This window comes from Flavobacterium ginsengiterrae, from assembly GCF_039539785.1.
GTDB classification, from domain to species: Bacteria; Bacteroidota; Bacteroidia; order Flavobacteriales; family Flavobacteriaceae; genus Flavobacterium; species Flavobacterium ginsengiterrae.
The window spans coordinates 297,674-316,917 of the sequence record NZ_BAABDU010000006.1 but is presented as its reverse complement, the minus strand read 5'-3'; the positions used below and the strand labels follow the sequence as shown (position 1 = coordinate 316,917).

General features: G+C 34.4%; 15 protein-coding genes. 4 read left to right on the top strand and 11 right to left on the bottom strand.

Annotation, left to right across the window (positions count from 1 at the left end; genetic code table 11):
* Position 1: 1 nt before the first annotated feature.
* The 4 genes from ABD859_RS17545 to ABD859_RS17530 form a co-directional block, all read right to left on the bottom strand.
* Positions 2 to 2,227 (bottom strand): peptidase domain-containing ABC transporter, encoded by a 2,226-nt coding sequence (locus tag ABD859_RS17545; RefSeq protein ID WP_345145889.1) that lies wholly within the window; start codon positions 2,225 to 2,227, stop codon positions 2 to 4.
* 11 nt (positions 2,228 to 2,238) lie between these two features.
* Complete coding sequence (locus ABD859_RS17540; protein ID WP_345145888.1) at positions 2,239 to 3,069, bottom strand: DUF6625 family protein; 831 nt, start codon at positions 3,067 to 3,069, stop codon at positions 2,239 to 2,241.
* 11 nt (positions 3,070 to 3,080) lie between these two features.
* Complete coding sequence (locus tag ABD859_RS17535) at positions 3,081 to 4,643, bottom strand: thioredoxin domain-containing protein (RefSeq protein WP_345145887.1); 1,563 nt, start codon at positions 4,641 to 4,643, stop codon at positions 3,081 to 3,083.
* A gap of 186 nt (positions 4,644 to 4,829) precedes the next feature.
* Positions 4,830 to 5,006, bottom strand: coding sequence for a hypothetical protein (locus tag ABD859_RS17530; RefSeq protein ID WP_345145886.1), 177 nt, complete (start codon positions 5,004 to 5,006; stop codon positions 4,830 to 4,832).
* A 322-nt stretch (positions 5,007 to 5,328) separates the two neighbouring features.
* Between ABD859_RS17530 and ABD859_RS17525 the strand changes: the two genes are divergently transcribed.
* The 4 genes from ABD859_RS17525 to pgl all read left to right on the top strand — a co-directional run bounded on the left by ABD859_RS17525 (position 5,329) and on the right by pgl (position 9,861).
* Positions 5,329 to 5,724 carry a helix-turn-helix transcriptional regulator gene (locus ABD859_RS17525; RefSeq protein ID WP_345145885.1) on the top strand — a complete coding sequence of 132 codons (396 nt, stop codon included), beginning with the start codon at positions 5,329 to 5,331 and terminating at the stop codon, positions 5,722 to 5,724.
* 469 nt (positions 5,725 to 6,193) lie between these two features.
* The gene (gndA, locus tag ABD859_RS17520) at positions 6,194 to 7,603 is read left to right on the top strand and encodes an NADP-dependent phosphogluconate dehydrogenase (protein WP_345145884.1); all 1,410 of its coding nucleotides are present in this window, start codon (positions 6,194 to 6,196) and stop codon (positions 7,601 to 7,603) included.
* Positions 7,604 to 7,631: 28 nt separating this feature from the next.
* Positions 7,632 to 9,161: a glucose-6-phosphate dehydrogenase gene (gene zwf, locus ABD859_RS17515; RefSeq protein ID WP_345145883.1), complete on the top strand. Its 1,530-nt coding sequence runs from the start codon at positions 7,632 to 7,634 to the stop codon at positions 9,159 to 9,161.
* Complete coding sequence (pgl, locus tag ABD859_RS17510) at positions 9,145 to 9,861, top strand: 6-phosphogluconolactonase (RefSeq protein WP_345145882.1); 717 nt, start codon at positions 9,145 to 9,147, stop codon at positions 9,859 to 9,861. The genes zwf and pgl overlap by 17 nt, the downstream gene beginning before the upstream one ends.
* Positions 9,862 to 9,924: 63 nt before the next feature.
* On the opposite strand, the gene ABD859_RS17505 is transcribed toward pgl, so the two are convergent.
* From ABD859_RS17505 to ABD859_RS17475, 7 genes are all read right to left on the bottom strand, one after another.
* The gene (locus ABD859_RS17505) at positions 9,925 to 11,025 is read right to left on the bottom strand and encodes an acyltransferase family protein (protein WP_345145881.1); all 1,101 of its coding nucleotides are present in this window, start codon (positions 11,023 to 11,025) and stop codon (positions 9,925 to 9,927) included.
* A gap of 44 nt (positions 11,026 to 11,069) precedes the next feature.
* Positions 11,070 to 12,470 (bottom strand): MFS transporter, encoded by a 1,401-nt coding sequence (locus ABD859_RS17500; RefSeq protein ID WP_345145880.1) that lies wholly within the window; start codon positions 12,468 to 12,470, stop codon positions 11,070 to 11,072.
* Positions 12,471 to 12,616: 146 nt separating this feature from the next.
* Positions 12,617 to 13,756, bottom strand: coding sequence for an exo-beta-N-acetylmuramidase NamZ family protein (locus tag ABD859_RS17495; RefSeq protein WP_345145879.1), 1,140 nt, complete (start codon positions 13,754 to 13,756; stop codon positions 12,617 to 12,619).
* A gap of 151 nt (positions 13,757 to 13,907) precedes the next feature.
* On the bottom strand, positions 13,908 to 14,594 hold the full coding sequence (locus ABD859_RS17490) for a serine hydrolase domain-containing protein (protein WP_345145878.1): 687 nt from the start codon (positions 14,592 to 14,594) through the stop codon (positions 13,908 to 13,910).
* Positions 14,585 to 15,220, bottom strand: coding sequence for a serine hydrolase domain-containing protein (locus ABD859_RS17485; protein WP_345145877.1), 636 nt, complete (start codon positions 15,218 to 15,220; stop codon positions 14,585 to 14,587). Before ABD859_RS17485 ends, ABD859_RS17490 begins: the two co-directional genes overlap by 10 nt.
* Before the next feature lie 3 nt (positions 15,221 to 15,223).
* The gene (locus ABD859_RS17480; protein WP_345145876.1) at positions 15,224 to 17,728 is read right to left on the bottom strand and encodes a beta-N-acetylhexosaminidase; all 2,505 of its coding nucleotides are present in this window, start codon (positions 17,726 to 17,728) and stop codon (positions 15,224 to 15,226) included.
* A gap of 12 nt (positions 17,729 to 17,740) precedes the next feature.
* The gene (locus tag ABD859_RS17475; protein WP_345145875.1) at positions 17,741 to 19,222 is read right to left on the bottom strand and encodes a glycoside hydrolase family 10-like protein; all 1,482 of its coding nucleotides are present in this window, start codon (positions 19,220 to 19,222) and stop codon (positions 17,741 to 17,743) included.
* Positions 19,223 to 19,244: the final 22 nt, after the last annotated feature.

Genomic DNA, 19,244 nt, shown 5'->3' with positions numbered 1-19,244 from the left:
TTTAATTTCCAAGTTGTAATTGATTTTTTACCAACTCAAAATAATTTCCTCTTTGCTCTACAAGCGTGGTATGATTTCCTATTTCTATAATTTTCCCTTTGTCTAAAACTACAATCTGATCTGCATTCATTACTGTACTTAAACGGTGTGCAATAACGACTACTGTTTTATCTTTAAAAAAGAGGTTCAGCTTCTGCATAATTTCTTTTTCATTGTTAGCATCAAGCGCCGAAGTAGCTTCATCAAAAAACAACATTTCCGGATTCTTATAAACCGCTCTTGCAATAAGAAGTCTTTGTTTTTGTCCGGTACTCATTCCTACTCCTTCAGAACCAATCATGGTGTTAAATCCCAAAGGAAGTTCATTAATGTAACTCATTATATTAGCAACATCTGCAGCATAGAGCAGTCTTTTTTTGTCGACCCTATCTTCTCCAACTGCAATATTGTTTGCGATTGTATCATTAAAAATAAATCCTTCCTGCATAACCGTTCCAATGTTGGCGCGCCATGCTTTTTGTGAAATTATGCTTAATGATGTCGAAGAAATTGCGTTTTCATTTATTGCTGCCAGACTTATATCTCCTTTATCCGGTTCGTAAAACTTTAACAGCAGTTTCATTAAAGTTGTTTTACCGCTGCCGCTTGTTCCTACTATAGCCGTTATTTTATTGGCTGGTATGATAAGATTTAAATCTTTAAGAACCGGAGTATCTGATCCTGTGTAACGAAATGACAAATTAGTAAGAATCATATCAAAATCTTTTGGAACATCATGAGTCTGGTTCTTTTCCTGCTCAACCTCGTCTTCTTTTTGATGTATTTCAGATAAACGTCCCATAGATATTTTAGCATCCTGAAATTCTCTCACAAAATCAATCAGCTGTGTTATAGGGCCGTTTAAACTTCCAACAATCGAACTGATTGCCAGCATCATACCCAATGTAATAGAACCGTCGATAACTAGTTTTGCAGAAAAGAAAATTATAATAATGTTTTTTAATTCATTAATAAAGTTTGAACCTACTGTTTGTGTTTGTTCTAATACTAATGCTTTCATAGAAACTCTAAAAAGCCTTGCCTGTATATATTCCCAGCCCCATCGTTTTTGTTTTTCGGCGTTATGCAGTTTTATTTCCTGCATGCCGTTTACAAGTTCAATAACTTTACTTTGCTCTTTACTTATTTCAAAAAAACGCTTATAATCCAGAACTTCTCTTTTTTTAAGAAAAAGTGCCATCCAGAGAAAATAAAAGAAACTCCCAAGGAAAAACACCACAAAAATCTGGATATTATAATAAGCCAAAACGCCTCCCATGATTACCATATTGATGGTAGAAAACAAAACATTTAATGATGAAGTCGTTAAGATACGCTCTATTCTGTGATGATCATTGATACGCTGTAGAATATCCCCTGTCATTCTTACGTCAAAAAATGAAATGGGAAGATTCATTAATTTAATAAAGAAATCCGAAATAAGCGAAATGTTTATTCGCGTAGAAAGATGAAGCAGTATCCAGCTGCGGATAAGTTCTAAAGCTGATTTTCCAAAAAACAGAAATAACTGGGCAAAAAGAATTAAATAAATAAAATGGATGCTTCTGTTTTGTACACCAATATCTATAATACTCTGCGTTAGAAACGGAAAAATAAGCTGTAAAAAACTCCCTGCAATTAAGCCAATAACAAGCTGTACAACAAAAGATCTGTAAGGAAGTATGTATCTGGCTAATAATGAAAATCCTAGTGTATTTCTTTCTTCCGCATCAAATTCACTTTGATAAAATTTTGGCGTGGGTTCTAAGAATAAAGCAATTCCTTCTGATGTCGTTTCATTAGAATTGTTTCCAATCCAGTTTTTCAAAAACTCTTCTTTCGAATATTTTACCAGACCCATTGCAGGATCAGAAACATAATAAAAATTATTTTTGATGTTATACAGCACAACATAGTGGCAGTTTTCCCAAAACAAAATACAAGGCAAAGGCATTTCATCAAGCCTTTTTAAGCTTAACTTAACACCTATAGACCTAAACCCTATTTTTTCGGCAGTATCACTTAATAATAATAAATTACTTCCGCCTCGATTTGTCTCACTGTAATCACGAAGTTCCTGAATATTGACAGTTTTTCCATAATATTTAGCTATCATTTTTATGCAGGTTGGTCCGCAGTCTTTAGACTCATCCTGTTTAAAATTCGGAAACTTTTTTAATTTTTTCATTTATTCTGTACTTATCTTGAATGATAAATTTTGGTTTTACTTAAATAGTACTTGCCTGGAATTTTTCTCTGTGTTTTTTCGGGTATGTAATCTTTTTTAAACCAAAACAAATGATACATTATTCCTTCAAACTGATTTTTATAGTAAATCCTTCCATTATCAAAAGTTATTCTGCCGGTTAATCCTTCAAGGAGAATAAAATCGAAATGAGCTTCAATTTCCTTTTCCTGTTCTGCTTTTTTAATAAGATGCGTAAAACTTTCAACTTCGGTCTCTAAATCAAAAATAGAAATTCCGGCTGTCAGCGCATCCCACGCAAAACTGCATTCGTCAAAACAATAATGCTTAGAATCAGAAAACACTTTCTTGTAGTCTTTGCTTCTCATAAAAAAAGTATTCATAACTTCATTATTTCTGTATAAAGCAAAACACCCTGTTGTATAATCATGTCTCACGCTGATAAAATCAAACTTATCGAGCATTTCATCTGTTATAAAATCCCTGACATTTCCATAAATAATATCCAGGTCGCTCTGCCCCCAAAAATCATAACCTTTTATAATTTCCGGAAACAGGAAACCATACGCTGGTTTAAAATCGCAAAGTTTATACGGATCGTCTATATTGACAGTAAAGCCTAATTTTGCAGAAGCACTGGCAATTATTTCTTCTTTTGTTTTATATATAATAATCACATTTTCCGGTTTTCCGGGTATGAAGTCTGTATTGTCTGTTATAATATAAAAATCTACAGATGGATTAAATGTGCAGGAGTGAATAAAGTATGGAAAATACCACGGATATTTTCCATACCAGCATGTTAGTATAGCTAATGATTTCATTTTCTCAATATTTAAAACTCGTCTTCAACAAACTCTTTTATAAAAAACGGCAGTACTTTTCTATCGTACATTCGCGGATATGCATAGCCATTAATAAAAATAGCCGGAGTGAAATTAAAATCATTTTCTTCACACCATTTGTATTGAGAATCAAACATTGAATCAAATTCTGATGTTATATTTCTAGGAAATCTTTCAAACCATGCTGTCAGGTTTGTATTCTCAAACCATGCCTGAAGTGCTGTTAAAAAACTGCTTTCACCTTCGTACATATAGATATTTACCAGACTTCTAAATAGTTTTACAGAATTTTCATCTTCTCGTTCCAAATCTGTTTTTAAAATAAGTTCTATTTGTACATCATCTGAATATTTCTCCAGAATAGTTTCTATAACTGTGTGAGCATCTTTGCAATAACCGCAGAAAGGGTTTGATATAAGGACAATTTTTGTTGCACTTTCTCTGTTGCCAAATATCAATGGACTTTGCATCATCTCGGTTTTTTCTTTTGCCAGCAGAGAATTCCTGAATACATCATAATTTTTTTCAAATCGAATGGCTTTCAGTTGATATTCCTTTAATTCTTTTTGTTTGGTAAGTATTTCTTTAAGCGAAATCCAAATGGTAATTACTGTAAGTACAACAAATCCAAAAACAATGACAGAAACCGGAGAAAAAACCAAAGCTGAATTTTGAAATGCAAACAAATAAACCAATTCAAAAAGTATGACTCCCATTATAAGAAGACAAATTGGACACCACTTTTTTTCTACAGTTTTTTGAAAATATAAAGACAAGACCAGAACAGGAATTGCTGCTAAAAGCAGTACTTTTTGTATTGAAAAATAGGTTCCTATATCACCCAGAAGTAACAACGAAAAAAAACTTACTAATTGAGACGTAAAGAAAACTACACTTAAATCACTAAAATTTACGATTTCGAAAATTTTCCATTTACTAGAATTTACAATCGTAGAACAGCTCGTAGATGCAGTTATATTACAAAAACTATTGAGCAGTTTTATTTTTGTTCCAAATAAATCCTTGAGTGCCGCAATAGAAAACAAAATTCCAATAGCAGGAAAAACAAAAAATAATTTAGCCGTTAAATTTACAGGTGTATAAAACAAATAAAAAGAAAAGAAAACCAAACACAATACTGGCAATACCCAGTTAAAATTACTTTTAGATACAGAAACTACAGGAGGTATTTCATTTTCTGATTTTTCTAATAATAAAATAAAACCGCTCCACATTTCAGGCCTAAGCGTATACTCTTCAGTTGTATTGTTTCCTATTTTAAAAATATAGTTTTCACCTTTTTTTTCTATAAAACAAAGTTGCTGCTGTCCCAGATTTAACAGTGCAATGAAATGATCCGGCAAAGCATCAATTTCTGTAAAATCGACCTGAATAACACCATTTTTTACATTAAAAAAACTTAAAGTATCAACCACAGATAATAAAGTTGGGTACTCCGGATGTGATTGTATCTGAAAATCAAATTCAGATTTATCAATAACTATATTTTCTTTTTCTAAATATTGAAAAAGGTAATTAAAATCTTCATTCATAAAATTTTATATTTCTGTGTGGCAAGGAGTATTTAACAGCATTTTTTCCAGTGATTACCTGATGTATTTATATTAAATAAGCTATAAGCAAAATTGTTAAATAGTGCTTATAGCTTAAATTATCAGTAAACGTTTAAAATTATTTAAACACTTTACTAAATATTAACTTTACAAGTTAATGCACTATTATCTAGGACAAGCACTAAGACAATCTTGTACACTGCTTTTGCATCCTACAAATTGGCTATTACAATAGCAAGGAAAAGATCCTGATGGGCATCCACTTCCTGCCATAATTGTTTTCATTTCGTTTCTTGATAATTTTCCTTGTGCGTTAGCAAGGCTCATTTTTTGAGTTTTCATAATCTGATTTTTTTGTTATTGTTAATAAAGCTATTTAAAAAATGTAGTATTAAAATTTAACAAACAATTCTGCGCACAAATCATTAGAAAATTAACACTTGTTACATTTTTTCCAAAATTGAAATTTAAATATTTCTCTTACAATGCTTTTTTCAGCATAAAATATGTTATTTCTGACATATTTAATATTTTTCTAATGTTTGATGTGTTTTTGTAGTGCTTTTTTATCTTATATATCCTACGATTTTTTTCTTGGATAAAATAAAATTTTTTAAGTTGCCACCCTCTTTAAGTCAGAAAAACCACAAGAAAAAGCGCTGTTTTGAGAGAACCCCAAAAAAGAAAAATATCAAATAATACCTCTATGATTAAACAAAAACTTATTTCTAAACGAATTGAGACAAATAAGACGCAGGAAGAAATTGCGCATCTATTAGGAATGACTCAATCACAGTACAGTCGCAGAGAATCTGGTATAACAAAGATTACCAAAAGTGAATGGCACAGTCTCGCAAAAATTCTAGGAACAAATATGGAAGCAATTTATGAACCCGAAGACGGTATCTATATCTTAAATAGTGAAAAAAGCCCCATTAATCCCGATAAGCAGAATAATGACTATAATAATTTTACACTCGATGTAATGAAAAAATATATTGAACGATTAGAGTATGAAAACAGATATCTAAAATCACAACTCGAAAAATTCTCATTATAATGTTACTTTAAAAACATAATTAATGATTTAGTAAGCATAAGCAACTCTAGAAAAAAGCCTGTAATCAATTTTTAGTTTACAGGCTTTTTTTTATGAGGCATCTGTTTTTTATTAACATGCGTAATAAGTGTTCTTTTGATTTTTTATTATTTTTTTGAGAAAGTAAGTCCATTCTCTCAGGCAATAAATTGTAAAAATAACGAACAACACTTTTTACATTTAAAATACGCCGGCTGCAAAATAAGTGTGTTTTTTATACTTATAAAGTATCACAACAAACCCCTAAAAGTGGACTATTTTACCCCTAGTTTTTCATCATTTTTCTCTAACTTAGCACGGTCGATCTTAAAAAGTAAGATTGAAACAAACTTATTTTTCCGCAAAGAACTGACTGAAAAATTATTACTGATTTTTTTCTTACTTTTTTTCGGAAAAAATATTCTTCTAATAATTTAGTTAATTGAAAACTATGAGCAAATTTGATTTTGGAATTGTAGGACTCGGCGTAATGGGCCGTAACCTGCTTTTAAATATCGCCAGCCATAACTTTGCGGCTGCAGGTTTAGACTTAGATACCGAAAAAGTCAACTCTCTTCAACAAGAAGCCGATGCCAATCACACCATCGAAGCCACTACAGATGTAAAACATTTTGTAGAACTTATTCAGCAGCCTAGAGCGATTATGCTATTAGTTCCTGCCGGAAAACCTGTAGACAGCGCTATTGCAAGTTTATTACCGCATTTAGACAAAGGCGATATTATAATCGATGGCGGTAACACTTATTTTACTGATACCGACAGAAGATTTCTGGAATTATCTGAAAAAGGAATCCACTTTTTTGGAATGGGAATTTCTGGCGGCGAAAAAGGCGCAAGATTTGGTCCTGCTATGATGCCGGGAGGCGACCAGAAAGCATACGAAAGACTTCGCCCAATTTTTGAAGCTATTGCAGCAAAAGTTGAAGGAGAACCTTGTGTAGAATATTTAGGAAACGGTTCTGCCGGAAACTATGTGAAAATGGTTCACAACGGTATCGAGTATGGAATTATGCAGTTAATCTCTGAGATTTACGACCTGATGAAAAGAGGTTATAATCTGGATGATGAAACGATTCAAAAAACTTTTGAAGAATGGAACCAGACCGATGATCTTAGATCGTATTTAATTGAAATTACCGGAAAAATTTTAAAACAAAAAGACGAAGACGGAAGTCTTCTTATCAATAAAATTTCAGACTGGGCAAAATCTAAAGGAACAGGAAAATGGACTTCGCAAAACGCGATGGATTTACAAGTTCCGGTTCCTACTATCGACGCTGCGGTTAACATGCGCGATATGTCTAAAACAAAACCTGAAAGAATCGAAGCGGCTTCTAAATTACCATGGAATACTTCTGAAACAAACGTAAACACAAACGAAGCCATTGCGGCATTAAAATCTGCATTATACTTTTCTATTGTAGTTACGTATGCACAAGGTTTAGCACAGCTTCATACTGCTTCTAAAGAATATAACTACGGATTAAATCTGGAAACGGTTGCCAAAATCTGGCGCGGAGGCTGTATTATTCGTGCTACAATTCTGGAAGATTTTAGAAAAGCATTTGTTGCAAAAACTGATTTACCAAACTTGCTTTTAGATTCTGGAATAGCTTCAAAACTAACAGAAAACCAGTCAGGAATGAGAACTGTTATTCAATTTGCGGTTCAAAAAGGATTACCAGTTTCGGGATTGATGAATTCGTTAGCTTATTTTGATGCTTACCGATCTGCTAATCTGCCAACAAATTTAATTCAGGCACAGCGTGATTTCTTTGGAGCGCACACTTACGAGCGTACTGACAAAGAAGGTGTTTTCCACACACAATGGGCTGAATAAACAACTTAAAGCAACACAACTACACACAATGACTAAAAATAAACTAAAAAATCCAACAATCATTGTTATTTTTGGAGGAACCGGAGATTTGGCAAAGAGAAAACTCTTTCCCGCATTTCAAAATCTGTATCTTGACGGACGTATGTCTGAAAAGTTTCAGATTATTGCTCTTGGAAGAGCAGAAAAAACCAATGAAGATTTCCGCAATTATGTCTTAGAAAATTTAGATAATTTTTCGAGAAGAAAAGGAAATTCAGATCCACAAACAGAAAAATTTCTTTCTCATATAACCTATCATAGTCTTGATATCGATAAAGAAGAATCGTATTTAGGCTTAAACGAAAAGATCAAAAATTTCGACGAAGCTTTTGGAGAACGAGCCAATCGTCTTTTTTATCTTTCAATAACACCTTCTTTTATTTCTACTATTTCGAGTAATATGAAGAAAATTGGTCTTGCCGAAAATCCAAAACAAGACCGCATTATTATTGAAAAACCTTTTGGTTACGATAAAACTTCGGCGATTGAATTAAACGAAATGCTTTCGCAGACTTTTAAAGAAGAACAGATTTACAGAATCGACCATTATTTAGGTAAAGAAACCGTTCAGAACATTTTGGCTTTCCGTTTTGGAAACTCAATGTTTGAACCATTGTGGAGCCGTAATTTTATTGATTTTGTTCAGATTACCGTTGCAGAAGAAGTGGGCGTAGAAGAACGAGGCGGTTTTTATGAAGGCGTTGGTGCCTTAAAAGACATGATTCAAAACCATTTGCTTCAAATATTATGTATGACTGCCATGGAAGCTCCGGCTTCTTTAAGCGCAGATGATATTCGTAACCGTAAAGCCGATGTTTTAAAATCTATCCGACGCATTAAACCGGAAGAAGTTGACCACTATATTGTAAGAGGTCAATACGATGCCGGAACTATAAAAGGAAAACCAGTTCCGGGATACCGTCAGGATAAAGGAATTGCTCCAGATTCTAATACAGAAACGTATGTAGCAATGAAAATTTATCTGGATAACTGGAGATGGCAGGGAATTCCGTTTTACCTGCGCACAGGGAAAAGAATGGAAGAAAAACAATCATCTATTATTATTCAGTTTAAACCGGTGCCGCATTCTTCATTTTCTTATGGAAAAGAAGGCATGACACCAAACCGACTGATTATTAATATTCAGCCTGCTATGGACATTAAACTGCAGTTTATGACCAAAAAACCGGGACTTTCACTTTCATTAAGACCAGCAGAAATGATTTTTGATTATTTCTCCTGCTCTACCATGTCACCGGAAGCTTATGAAACCTTAATTGCCGATGCATTATTGGGTGATCCTACCCTATTTATGCGTTGGGATCAGGTAGAAGAAGCCTGGGATGCTATTGATACAATCCAGCAGGTTTGGAAAAACACAGTTCCTGTTAATTTCCCTAATTACAAAGCAGGAAGCTGGGGACCTGAAGAAGCTGATGAATTATTGGCTCGTCAGGGACACAAATGGATTCCGAATACACAAACAAAAGAAGAACTTGCAGATGATACAGATTTATAATAATACAGAAGAAATTAATGTAAAAGCAGCCGATCTTTTTGTGGCCGCTGCGGAAAAAGCAATTACCGAAAAAGGGAAATTTACAGCCGTTCTTACAGGAGGTTCTTCTCCGGCAGGAATTTACAAGTTATTGGCTTCTGATCTTTACAAAAACAAAATAAACTGGAACAAGGTTTATATTTTTTGGGGCGACGAGCGCTGGGTTCCTCTTAACGATGATTTAAGCAATGCAAAAATGTCTTATTCTACATTGTTGAGCCACGTTCCTATTCCGGCAGAAAACATTTTCGAAATGTATAAAGATGGTGTAACACCAGAAGATTATGCTGTTACGTATGAAGAATCAATTCGTAAAATTTTAGGAGAAGAAGGAAAATTTGATCTTATCTTATTAGGAATGGGCGATGACGGCCACACGGCTTCTCTTTTCCCAGGCGAAGCTGTTTTAAACGAACAAACCAAATGGGTTGATGCTTATTATTTAGCTCCTCAAAAAATGCACCGCATAACACTTACTGCACCGTTAATTAACAAAGCAAAACAAATTGTTGTAGTAGCTTTTGGAGAGAAAAAAACGCACGCTTTAAAAGAAGTTACAACCGGAGCTTATAATCCTTCACTTTATCCAATGCAGTTAATTAAACCAGAATCTGGAGAACTGCTCTTTCTTGTTGATAAAAGTGCGGCAGGCACAAATTAAAAAACTAAAAAGTCCGAAATTATTTTCGGACTTTTTTATTTCTTTTTACTCTATTCTATTTCATTATTTATTCATTGCCAGCTTTGCTTTTCTCTTATCATTTAGATATTTTCTCAGCGGAATATCATAAACAACCATTACAATGTAAGCAAATCCAACAAGCAGTATAACCCCTGATATTACAATAAAAGTTAACTGCGAATTATCAGGTTTATAATTGGTATAATAATTTCCAAACATCCATAAAACGGCATAATGTGTCATGTACAGCGGATATGAAATATTTCCGGAAAACACACAAATCTTTTTCAGCGCAGGATTTAAAACAGATCCTGCACCCAAAGCCACTAACAACGGAAAGTAAAACAATACAACTAAAGGTTCTGTAAGCCAGTTCCATTCTGAAGAAGGCATTATAAAAGCCAATAACAATAATATTGAAAGTCCTCCAAAACCTAGTTTATTTTTAATAATCCAGTTTGAACGGTAAATAAGCAGTCCTGCTAAAAAAGAATAAGATATTCTGGCAAAGCCATCCCAAAAAGTAGGACCACTCCATCCTCCTACCAGATTTCCTGAATTGTAACCAACATAACAAATCGCAAAAGCAGAAAGTATAGTTAAAATCACAAGATAACTGCGTGTAATTCTGTACAGTACAAAAGCATACATAATATTAGCAATATATTCCCAAAATAATGACCAGGCTGGAGCATTAAAACTGAATAAATTAAAAGCACGATCAGCAATTACAGGTAAAGGAATCATAAACAGCGAACAAACAAAAGCCAGAATAATTTTTCCTGTGCTGTATAATTCTAGATGTCCGCCAAAAGGATCTAACAAAAATGCCAGCAGTCCTAATACAGAACCTGCCACAACTAGCGGATGAAGCCTGATAATTCTGGAAATAAAAAAATTGCGAAGTCCCATTTTGGCAATACGATCATCATAAGCATATCCAATTACAAATCCCGAAAGACAGAAAAAGAAATCCACAGCCAAAAATCCGTGTCCGATAAAGTTTTTTGAAGGGTCGGTAAAAATCCATTCCATAAAATGGAAAATTACAACGGCAAGAGCGGCGACGCCTCTAAGGCCGTCTAAAATATCAAAATGTTGTTTGGTTTGTAAAATAGTAACAGAAGAATTGTTTGTAGTCATTATAGTTTTTAATGTAAACTGGTTAAGTTAAATTATATTTTTGATTAATTAGCTGGTTTTAAATTATCTCCGTCTTTAAAATGTAATCTTCTAAAAACGAATCCGGAAAGAATAGTCAGCGAACCTACAATTAAAAAAGTATATCTAAAAGCATTATGAATTTCGTGGTGAATCAATTTTACATCGCCCTGAAAAACTTTTAAAACCAACAGACCAAATGCAATACCAAAACCAATAGCCAGCTGTTGATTAACTGAAATAAGCGAATTACCGCTGCTGGTATGATACTGCCTTAAATCAGCAATAGAAATAGAATTCATAGAAGTAAATTGTATGGAGTTAAAAAACCCTAATATCGCAATAATAGGAACATACCAATAAATAGAAGTATGAATAGAAGGAAGAGCCAGACAACAAATTAAAGCTCCAATAATAAACGTGTTGACCATTAACGTTTTTCTGTATCCAAATTTATTCAGAATACCAATTACCGCAGATTTCCCAAACATTGCCGTGAGAGCCATTGGCGCCACAATCCATCCGGATACAACTGCCGATTGTCCGTAAGCAATCTGAATCATCATTGGTAATAATAGCGGAATAGAACTAATTCCGAGCCTTGTAGCCAAATTACCAACGATACCCACTCTAAATGTTCGTACCTGAAATAAGTTAAGCGGAAAAATGGGATTATTATCTTTTGAAGCATGACGGTAATACCAATACAGCATTAAAAATCCCGACATTAAAATCATTAAAACCGGCGAAACTCTAACTGTGTTTCCAAATAATTCCAGCGAAATAGATAATAAAAGTGAAGCCGCAGCAAATATGAAAAAGCCTTTTAAATCAAAATCGATTATTTTTGATTTATAATTGGGCATGTATTTTAAACTTAAAAGAATACCGATAAGTCCAAACGGAATATTGATTAAAAATATCCAGTGCCAGGATAAATAATCAACCATATAACCTCCTACTAATGGTCCTAAAACGGGACCAATAAGCGCGGGAATAATGGCAAAATTCATCGCTTTGAGCAATTCATTTTTTGGAAATGTTTTAATAAGAGCCAGCTTTCCTACAGGCGTCATTAAACTTCCGCCCACTCCCTGAACAATTCTCGCCAAAACTAAATGCATAAGGTTTTGAGAAAGAGAACAAAATAAAGATCCAAGACTGAATAAAACCAAAGCAATAATAAAGACTTTCCTGGTTCCAAATTTATCCGATAAAAAACCGCTTACCGGCATAAAAAGCGCCAACGTTAAAACATAACTAATAATCGCGTTCTGCATATCCAGGGGTGATTCGTGCAGATCTCTGGCAATAGATGGCAGTGAAGTATTTAAAATGGTAGAATCGAGCATCTGCATAAAAATAGAAGTCGCTAAAATAACAGGTAATACCTTTTTTATTGCTTGATTATCTTGCTCTTCTGTCATTATTTTTGTTTTTAGGCCGAAACGCTTTTTAATTCTTTATTTTTTTTGAAGAAAACCGGATATACAAAACCTTCTTTTCATCTTAAAAATAAAGGTACAAAAAACATTTCGGCCTATTTATTAATTGCCATTTGACAAATGCTTTTTTAACGATAAATTAAATACGGTGCTCTCATTTTCTTAAAGTTTTTTAAACCTTCCTGCCAGCTGTTTCGTATTTCTTCTTCAGAAATTCCGGCTTCAATTTGCTGTTGCAGTTTTTCATTTCCGGCTCTAATCGAAAACTTTCTTTTGTCGAAAAATTTAGATTTATCGGCTGTTGTCTGATAGGCTTTAATAAGCCATTTAATTTCGAGTCTATTAATTTTCGGAATCGCCGATAAATCTTCTCCATAACATTCTTTTCCGTTGTAAAGCGGATCTTTATCGCCAAAATTTGGTTTTGGCGTAAAAGCAAAACTCCCTTTTGGCAGAAACGGAGAACCATAAATCTGAAACTGTTTTTCTGTACCGCGCCCCATACTGACATTTGTTCCCTCAAAAAGACACAAACTAACATATAAATTAACCGATTGATCATTTGGTAAATTTGGCGAAGGTCTTACCGGAAGACTGTAACTCATTTTTCTGTCATAATTCAAACACGGAATTACTGTTAACTTACACTGAACGCCATTTTTCAGCCATTTCTGGCCGTTAATCATTTTCGCTTCTTCTCCCAAAGTCATTCCGTGAAGCAAAGGTGTTGGATGCATCCCGATACCGCTTTGAAAAGCAATGTCCAAAACCGGACCGTCGACAATCGCAATATTTGGATTTGGACGGTCCAGTACAATCAGCGGAACATTATTCTCTGCGCAGGCTTCCATAATTCTGTGCATTGTAGAAACGTAAGTATATAATCTTGTGCCCACATCCTGAAGATCAAAAACCATGATATCAATATCTTTTAACTGTTCTGGAGTGGGTTTGTTATTTTTTCCGTAAAGTGATGTAATCGACAAACCTGTTTTTGCATCTATTTCGTCAGATACATGTTCTCCGGCATCGGCGGTGCCTCTAAATCCGTGTTCTGGAGCAAAAATGGTTTTGATTTTGATATTTTTCTGAACCAAAAAATCAACTAAATGGGTTTTCTCGTCAATAATTCCGGTTTGATTAGTTACAACACCAACTCTTTTCCCTTTTAGTAAAGGCAGATATTCAGTGTAATTCTGCGCTCCGGTTTTTATCTGTGCAAACGAAACTGTTGTTATTAAAACACAAATTAGGATTAGTTTTTTCATATCGATTATATTTTTTTGCCACAGATTAAAAGGATTCAAATGATTTTTTGCCACGAATTACACTAATTAACACAAATCAATCGGGAAAATTTGTGCAATTCGTGGCAAAATAAAAATAGAAATCTGTGAAAATCATTTTAATCTGTGGCTGTTAATACTTATTAATCTGCTTCCAGATTTTGGCACTAAAATCGTCTTTATACATTAATCTGTTGGTTCTCGTTGGATTTACACGATTTGTCAGAATAATTAAAAATCGGTTGGTGTTTCTGTTCATAAAGAAAAACGTTCCTGTAAAACCAGTATGTCCGAAATCGTCTTTAGTAAAAAATTCGTCTGGTTTTCTTTTATCAAAACCTAAACCGCGATAAATGCCGTTTTTTGTTAAAGGAGAATCTGTAAAATCTTTTACAACATTGGCTTTAAGAATTTGTTTTCCTTTATAAATTCCGTTATTCATCAGCATTTTGCAGATAACAGCAATCGATTCTGCATTAGCAAATAAGCCTGCATTTCCGGAAACGCCTCCAAAAATCGCTGCGGCTTCATCGTGCACATAACCTTTTATAGTGTCTTTTCTAAAAAGATTATCTACTTCAGTGGGCATTACATTATCAATCGAAGTCCATTTTAGCGGATTATATCCAATTTTTGAAATGCCTAATTCCATATAAATTTCATTTGTAAATTGATCTAATTTCTTTCCTGTTTTAGTTTCTATCATTTGCTTCACCAAAAGCAAGTTTAAATCGCTGTACAAATATTTCCCTCTCGGATTGGTATTTGCTTTTGCAATTCTCTCATAAACCGATGGATAAAATTCTGGATTCAGCCACATATTTTTATAAATCTGAACCCAATTTTCTTTCGGTTCAAAAGCAAGATATTTTGAATCGTAAACGATATTTTATTGACATACATAACATCAAACGGCTCAACATATTGCTCTGATTTTTCCTTGCTCAATAAAGGCGAATTATCTGGTGTAGAAAGCAATGCTTGATAAAAAGTAATGCTTGGCGTTAGTCCAGAAGTATGTGTTAGCAATTCAAAAAGCGTCAAATCAGAAATCGCTGTGTTTTTGTACATCGGAACAATTTCACCAACTTGGTCCTTAAGCTTTAATTTTCCATCGCCAACCAAACGCATGGTTACCAATGTCGCTCCTAAAACTTTAGACATCGAAGCCAAATCAAAAACATCTTCTGATTTTACCAATTGTTTTTTGGTATAATCATGAAAACCGTAATTCTTAGAAATCAAATTAAAATCTCCTGTACCAACAATAACTTGCGCTCCAGGAAAAAAGCCTTTTTCTAGTGCATTCTGCATCATCGAATCGATGTAGGCTTCATTTTCTTTATTGTTGCCGTCACTATTTATTTTTTTAGACGAATAAAAACTCATACCCAAAAAAAAAAAAACAAAACAAATAATGATGATGCTAAAGAGTATCTTTTTCATAATTTATGGATTAATTTTTAAGTCCTGTCCTGCCATCAAAGGCTCATTATTGGTTCCTGTAATTTGAATTCGAACCGCTTTTACAGGCTGTTTTGGAAAAATTGAAGCATTTCCATAATCAAAGGCATCGCCTTTTATAAAATCGATTCCGTCATATGAGTATTCAACATAACCATTGTTTACAATGAATCTTGGATGATGCGGAATTCCGGTTAAAACATCAATTTTAGATGCAACTACAGGATTTGTAAATGTGTATAAAATCCAGTCTCCATTAGCGCACGCCACATCGGTACGCAGATAGGTTTCGATATTGTAATCTTCTAAATTTGCAATTGGAAACTTCGGATTTTCGACCATCGATGATGTTACTTTTACCTGCGGTTCTAAATACGGTGAGCAATTAAAATTGACTTTAGCCGAAGATTCTTTGGCCTCTTTATTTTCAACCGTAAAATTTAAACGATACGTATTTTTTTCATTGTAATTTTGAATTACAAATCGTAGACGAGGCTTTGATTTCAACGTTTTTTCTTCCGGGAAAGTTTGAATCAGTTTATCATTTTCAAAAAGCGAAACCGTTCTTATAGCGCCGTTTGAAGCTCCGTCTGCAGTTGGCGTAAAAGTTAAATACCAAATGCCGTTTTTATCTACATGCTCTGAAATATTCTTAGAAATAGTTAAAATTTCTGCTGTTGAAGTGCTCCATTCTGCTACAGGCAGTTTTTCTACTTTTACCGCAGGACTTGCAATATCTTCATTAAAAAAAGTACGGAACAAATAGTTTTCGTAATCTTTTGTCTGGATTGGTTTGGAATATAAAGGCGAATTTCTTGTTGGTTCATTTCCTTGTGCATCATAACGCACAACCGCATTTTCATAAGGCGGTGTTACGGTAATAATTCCGTTTTGATAAATTGCCGAAGGCGGAAAATCCCTAAAAGCAATTCCCATATCAGCCAGACGTTTTAAGTGGCTGTGAGTTAATCTTCCGTAAAAATCATCCCAGTTTTTATCTTCTTTTTTAGTCCATCCAATTTCAGATAACGCACTGATTCTGGGATAACTTTGATATTCCATAATTCTTGCCGGACGATCCAGATATTCGCTCCACAAAGCCCCCTGAACACCTTTTATATTTTTTTGCTCTTCCGGCGTTAAATCATCATTTGGAATTGGCTCAAACGAATAGGCTCTTTTAGTATCTGTAATAGCTGCCCATCGATGACCGCGTTCAGTCTCAGATTGTGCCATATCAAAATAGGTATATTGTCCCGGCATCATAATAGTTTGATATCCCTTTTTTGCCGATTCAATTCCGTAACTGATTCCCTGCCATGCAGAAATTAAAGTATTCGGATCGATTTCTCCTCCTTTTAAAATTTCGTTCCAGCCGTCGGTTTTTTTATGGTATTTATCGGCTATTTTCTGAACTCTTCTAAAGAAATAATTTTGAAGCTGAAAACTATCGGTAAAACCTTCTTTCGCCATTAAAGCCTGACATTTCGGACAATGTTCCCAATTGGCACGATTAACTTCGTCTCCTGCCACATGAATATATTCGAATGGAAAAAGTCCCGAAATTTCCCTAATAATCGAATCAAGAAGATCGTAATTTTCTTCACGCCCCACACACCAAACATTTTTCACTTCTCCCTGTACACTTTTAAGTTCCTGTGTTATAGCACATCCTACTTCTGGATATGAAGCCGTTACAGCACGCGAATGTCCCGGAATTTCAATTTCAGGCATGATCGAAATACCTCGCGCCGATGCATAAGCAACAACTTCTTTCATATCGTCCTGTGTATAAAAACCGCCGTAACGTTTATCACCAGAACCATAAGATGGCAGTAAAACTTCTCCCGGTCCTCTCCATGCACCTTTTAAAGTAAGATCTGGCATAGATTTAATTTCGGCTCTCCAGCCGTTATCATCTGTTAAATGCCAGTGAAAAATATTCATTTTATGTGCTGCAAGCCAGTCAATATAATTTTTAACGGTTTGTTTATCAAAAAACTGTCTCGAACAATCGAGCATCATACCGCGCCATTCAAAACGAGGGTAATCTTCTATTTTTACAAACGGAACGGTTCCTTTTTTTACCTCTTTTGCAGAACAAATCTGTAACAGAGTCTGAAATCCGTTTAAAACACCGTTTGCCGTTTTTCCTTTTACAAAAATTCCTTTTTCATTTATTTCCAATTGATAACCGTCATTTGGAAGATCTAATTTGGTATCAACCAGAAATGAAATCGTGTTTTTTCCGTGTTTTTTTCCAACTGAAACAACTGGATTTATTCCTGTATTTTTTGAAATATTGGCAGAAATGTAATCAATACTATTTTTTAGCTTTTTATCTGCCACAACTTTTAATGGTGAAGGCAGAACAAACTGTCCGGCATTTTGCTGAATCGATACAGGTTTTGGAATTATATCTAATTTTTGGGCTTGTAAAAAAGGCAGTGAACTTAGAAATATGGCAATTAGAAGAATACTTTTTCTCATTTCTTTATATTTTTATTTTGTTGAAAATTCGATTGGAACGCTTTCCGTTTGTGTCTGGCTTAAGGCAGAAACGGCATAGACATAGTTTTCCAAATCCGGATTTGCAACTTCTAATTTTGTCTCGGATGTTACGTAGTAAATATTCGTCGGATTAGAGAAATCAGTTATTTTACCTTTTGGAAATTTATAAATCACGTATTTTTTATCGTACATTTCTGCTTTCCAGCTCAGCACTGCTTTTTCTCCTTTTTTAACAATAAAAGCATTTGTTGGCGGCTGCGGTTTCAGCCTTATAATTCGGTTTGCTTCTGGAGTTAAGGCAATATATTTATAGGGTTTTTGAATAAGCGGATTTCGGAGCGTATCGCCTTTTTTAAGAAAAGTCGAAGCCGTAAAATGCATCGAACCGTCTATTAAAGGCATTGTGCGGATCATTTCAATCTGTTTTACAATTTGATCGGGACTTTTCCACTCCGGTTCTTTGGCTGTTGTAGAAATTTTGTAATCGCCATGACCTACATACACATTTGCTCCGTATTTGTGTGTTGCCCACCATTTTGCCAAAACTTCAAAATTAGCTCTGTCAAAACCTATGTGCCAGTATAATTGCGGTGTTATGTAATCGATCCAGTTTTCTTTCTGCCATTTTAAAATATTGGCATACAAATCGTCATAATTGGTTTGTCCGGCCACAGTGTTAGATCCGTCAGCATCTTTGTCTTTATTTCTCCAAACGCCAAAAGGCGAAATTCCAAACTCAACTTCCGGTTTATTGGCAATTATAGTATCACGAATTTGTTTGATTATCAAATCGACATTATCTCTTCGCCAGTCGTCTTTGTCTTTAAACTGACGCGGTTCTTTTGCAAAAGCTTTTTCATCTGGAAATTCCTGTCCGGCAATTTTATAGGGATAAAAATAATCGTCCATGTGTACGGCCTGAATGTCGTATTTTCGAACAATTTCTCCTACAACCGAAGCAACAAAATCTCTGGTTTCTTTATAACCCGGATTAAAATATCTTGATTTTCCGTAGGTTAAAAATAATTCCGGTTTTTTAAAATATAAATGGGTTTTAGCGAGTACTTCTTTTACAGTGTCTTTTTGAACACGATATGGATTCAGCCAAACGTGAACATTCATTCCTCTTTTTCCGGCTTCGTCAATCATTAATTGCAGCGGATCAAATCCCGGAGCAACGCCCTGAGTTCCTGTAATCCAATGTGATGCAGGTTCTTTTGTCGATTTGTAATACGCATCGGCAGTTGGGCGGATTTGAAAAATTACAGTATTAAGATTATTTGATCGCAGATTATCTAAAATAGTAATCATTTCAGATTTCATCTGTTTGTCTGATAATCCGGGTTTTGAAGGCCAGTCGATATTATCAACGGTAGAAATCCATGCCGCTCGCATTTCTCGTTTTGGCGATTCCTGACTAAAGAGTTTGGTTTGAAATACCAGTATGAGAATTAAAATTTTCAGGTTTTTCATAAGCGTTGTTTTTTGGTTAGTT

Coding starts and splice junctions, on each gene's coding strand:
- ABD859_RS17505 (WP_345145881.1), bottom strand. CDS start 11,025: ATGACTACAAACAATTCTTCTGTTACTATTTTACAAACCAAACAACAT.
- ABD859_RS17500 (WP_345145880.1), bottom strand. CDS start 12,470: ATGACAGAAGAGCAAGATAATCAAGCAATAAAAAAGGTATTACCTGTT.
- ABD859_RS17540 (WP_345145888.1), bottom strand. CDS start 3,069: ATGAAATCATTAGCTATACTAACATGCTGGTATGGAAAATATCCGTGG.
- ABD859_RS17475 (WP_345145875.1), bottom strand. CDS start 19,222: ATGAAAAACCTGAAAATTTTAATTCTCATACTGGTATTTCAAACCAAA.
- ABD859_RS17530 (WP_345145886.1), bottom strand. CDS start 5,006: ATGAAAACTCAAAAAATGAGCCTTGCTAACGCACAAGGAAAATTATCA.
- ABD859_RS17545 (WP_345145889.1), bottom strand. CDS start 2,227: ATGAAAAAATTAAAAAAGTTTCCGAATTTTAAACAGGATGAGTCTAAA.
- pgl (WP_345145882.1), top strand. CDS start 9,145: ATGATACAGATTTATAATAATACAGAAGAAATTAATGTAAAAGCAGCC.
- ABD859_RS17480 (WP_345145876.1), bottom strand. CDS start 17,728: ATGAGAAAAAGTATTCTTCTAATTGCCATATTTCTAAGTTCACTGCCT.
- ABD859_RS17485 (WP_345145877.1), bottom strand. CDS start 15,220: ATGAAAAAGATACTCTTTAGCATCATCATTATTTGTTTTGTTTTTTTT.
- zwf (WP_345145883.1), top strand. CDS start 7,632: ATGACTAAAAATAAACTAAAAAATCCAACAATCATTGTTATTTTTGGA.
- ABD859_RS17495 (WP_345145879.1), bottom strand. CDS start 13,756: ATGAAAAAACTAATCCTAATTTGTGTTTTAATAACAACAGTTTCGTTT.
- ABD859_RS17490 (WP_345145878.1), bottom strand. CDS start 14,594: ATGTGGCTGAATCCAGAATTTTATCCATCGGTTTATGAGAGAATTGCA.
- gndA (WP_345145884.1), top strand. CDS start 6,194: ATGAGCAAATTTGATTTTGGAATTGTAGGACTCGGCGTAATGGGCCGT.
- ABD859_RS17535 (WP_345145887.1), bottom strand. CDS start 4,643: ATGAATGAAGATTTTAATTACCTTTTTCAATATTTAGAAAAAGAAAAT.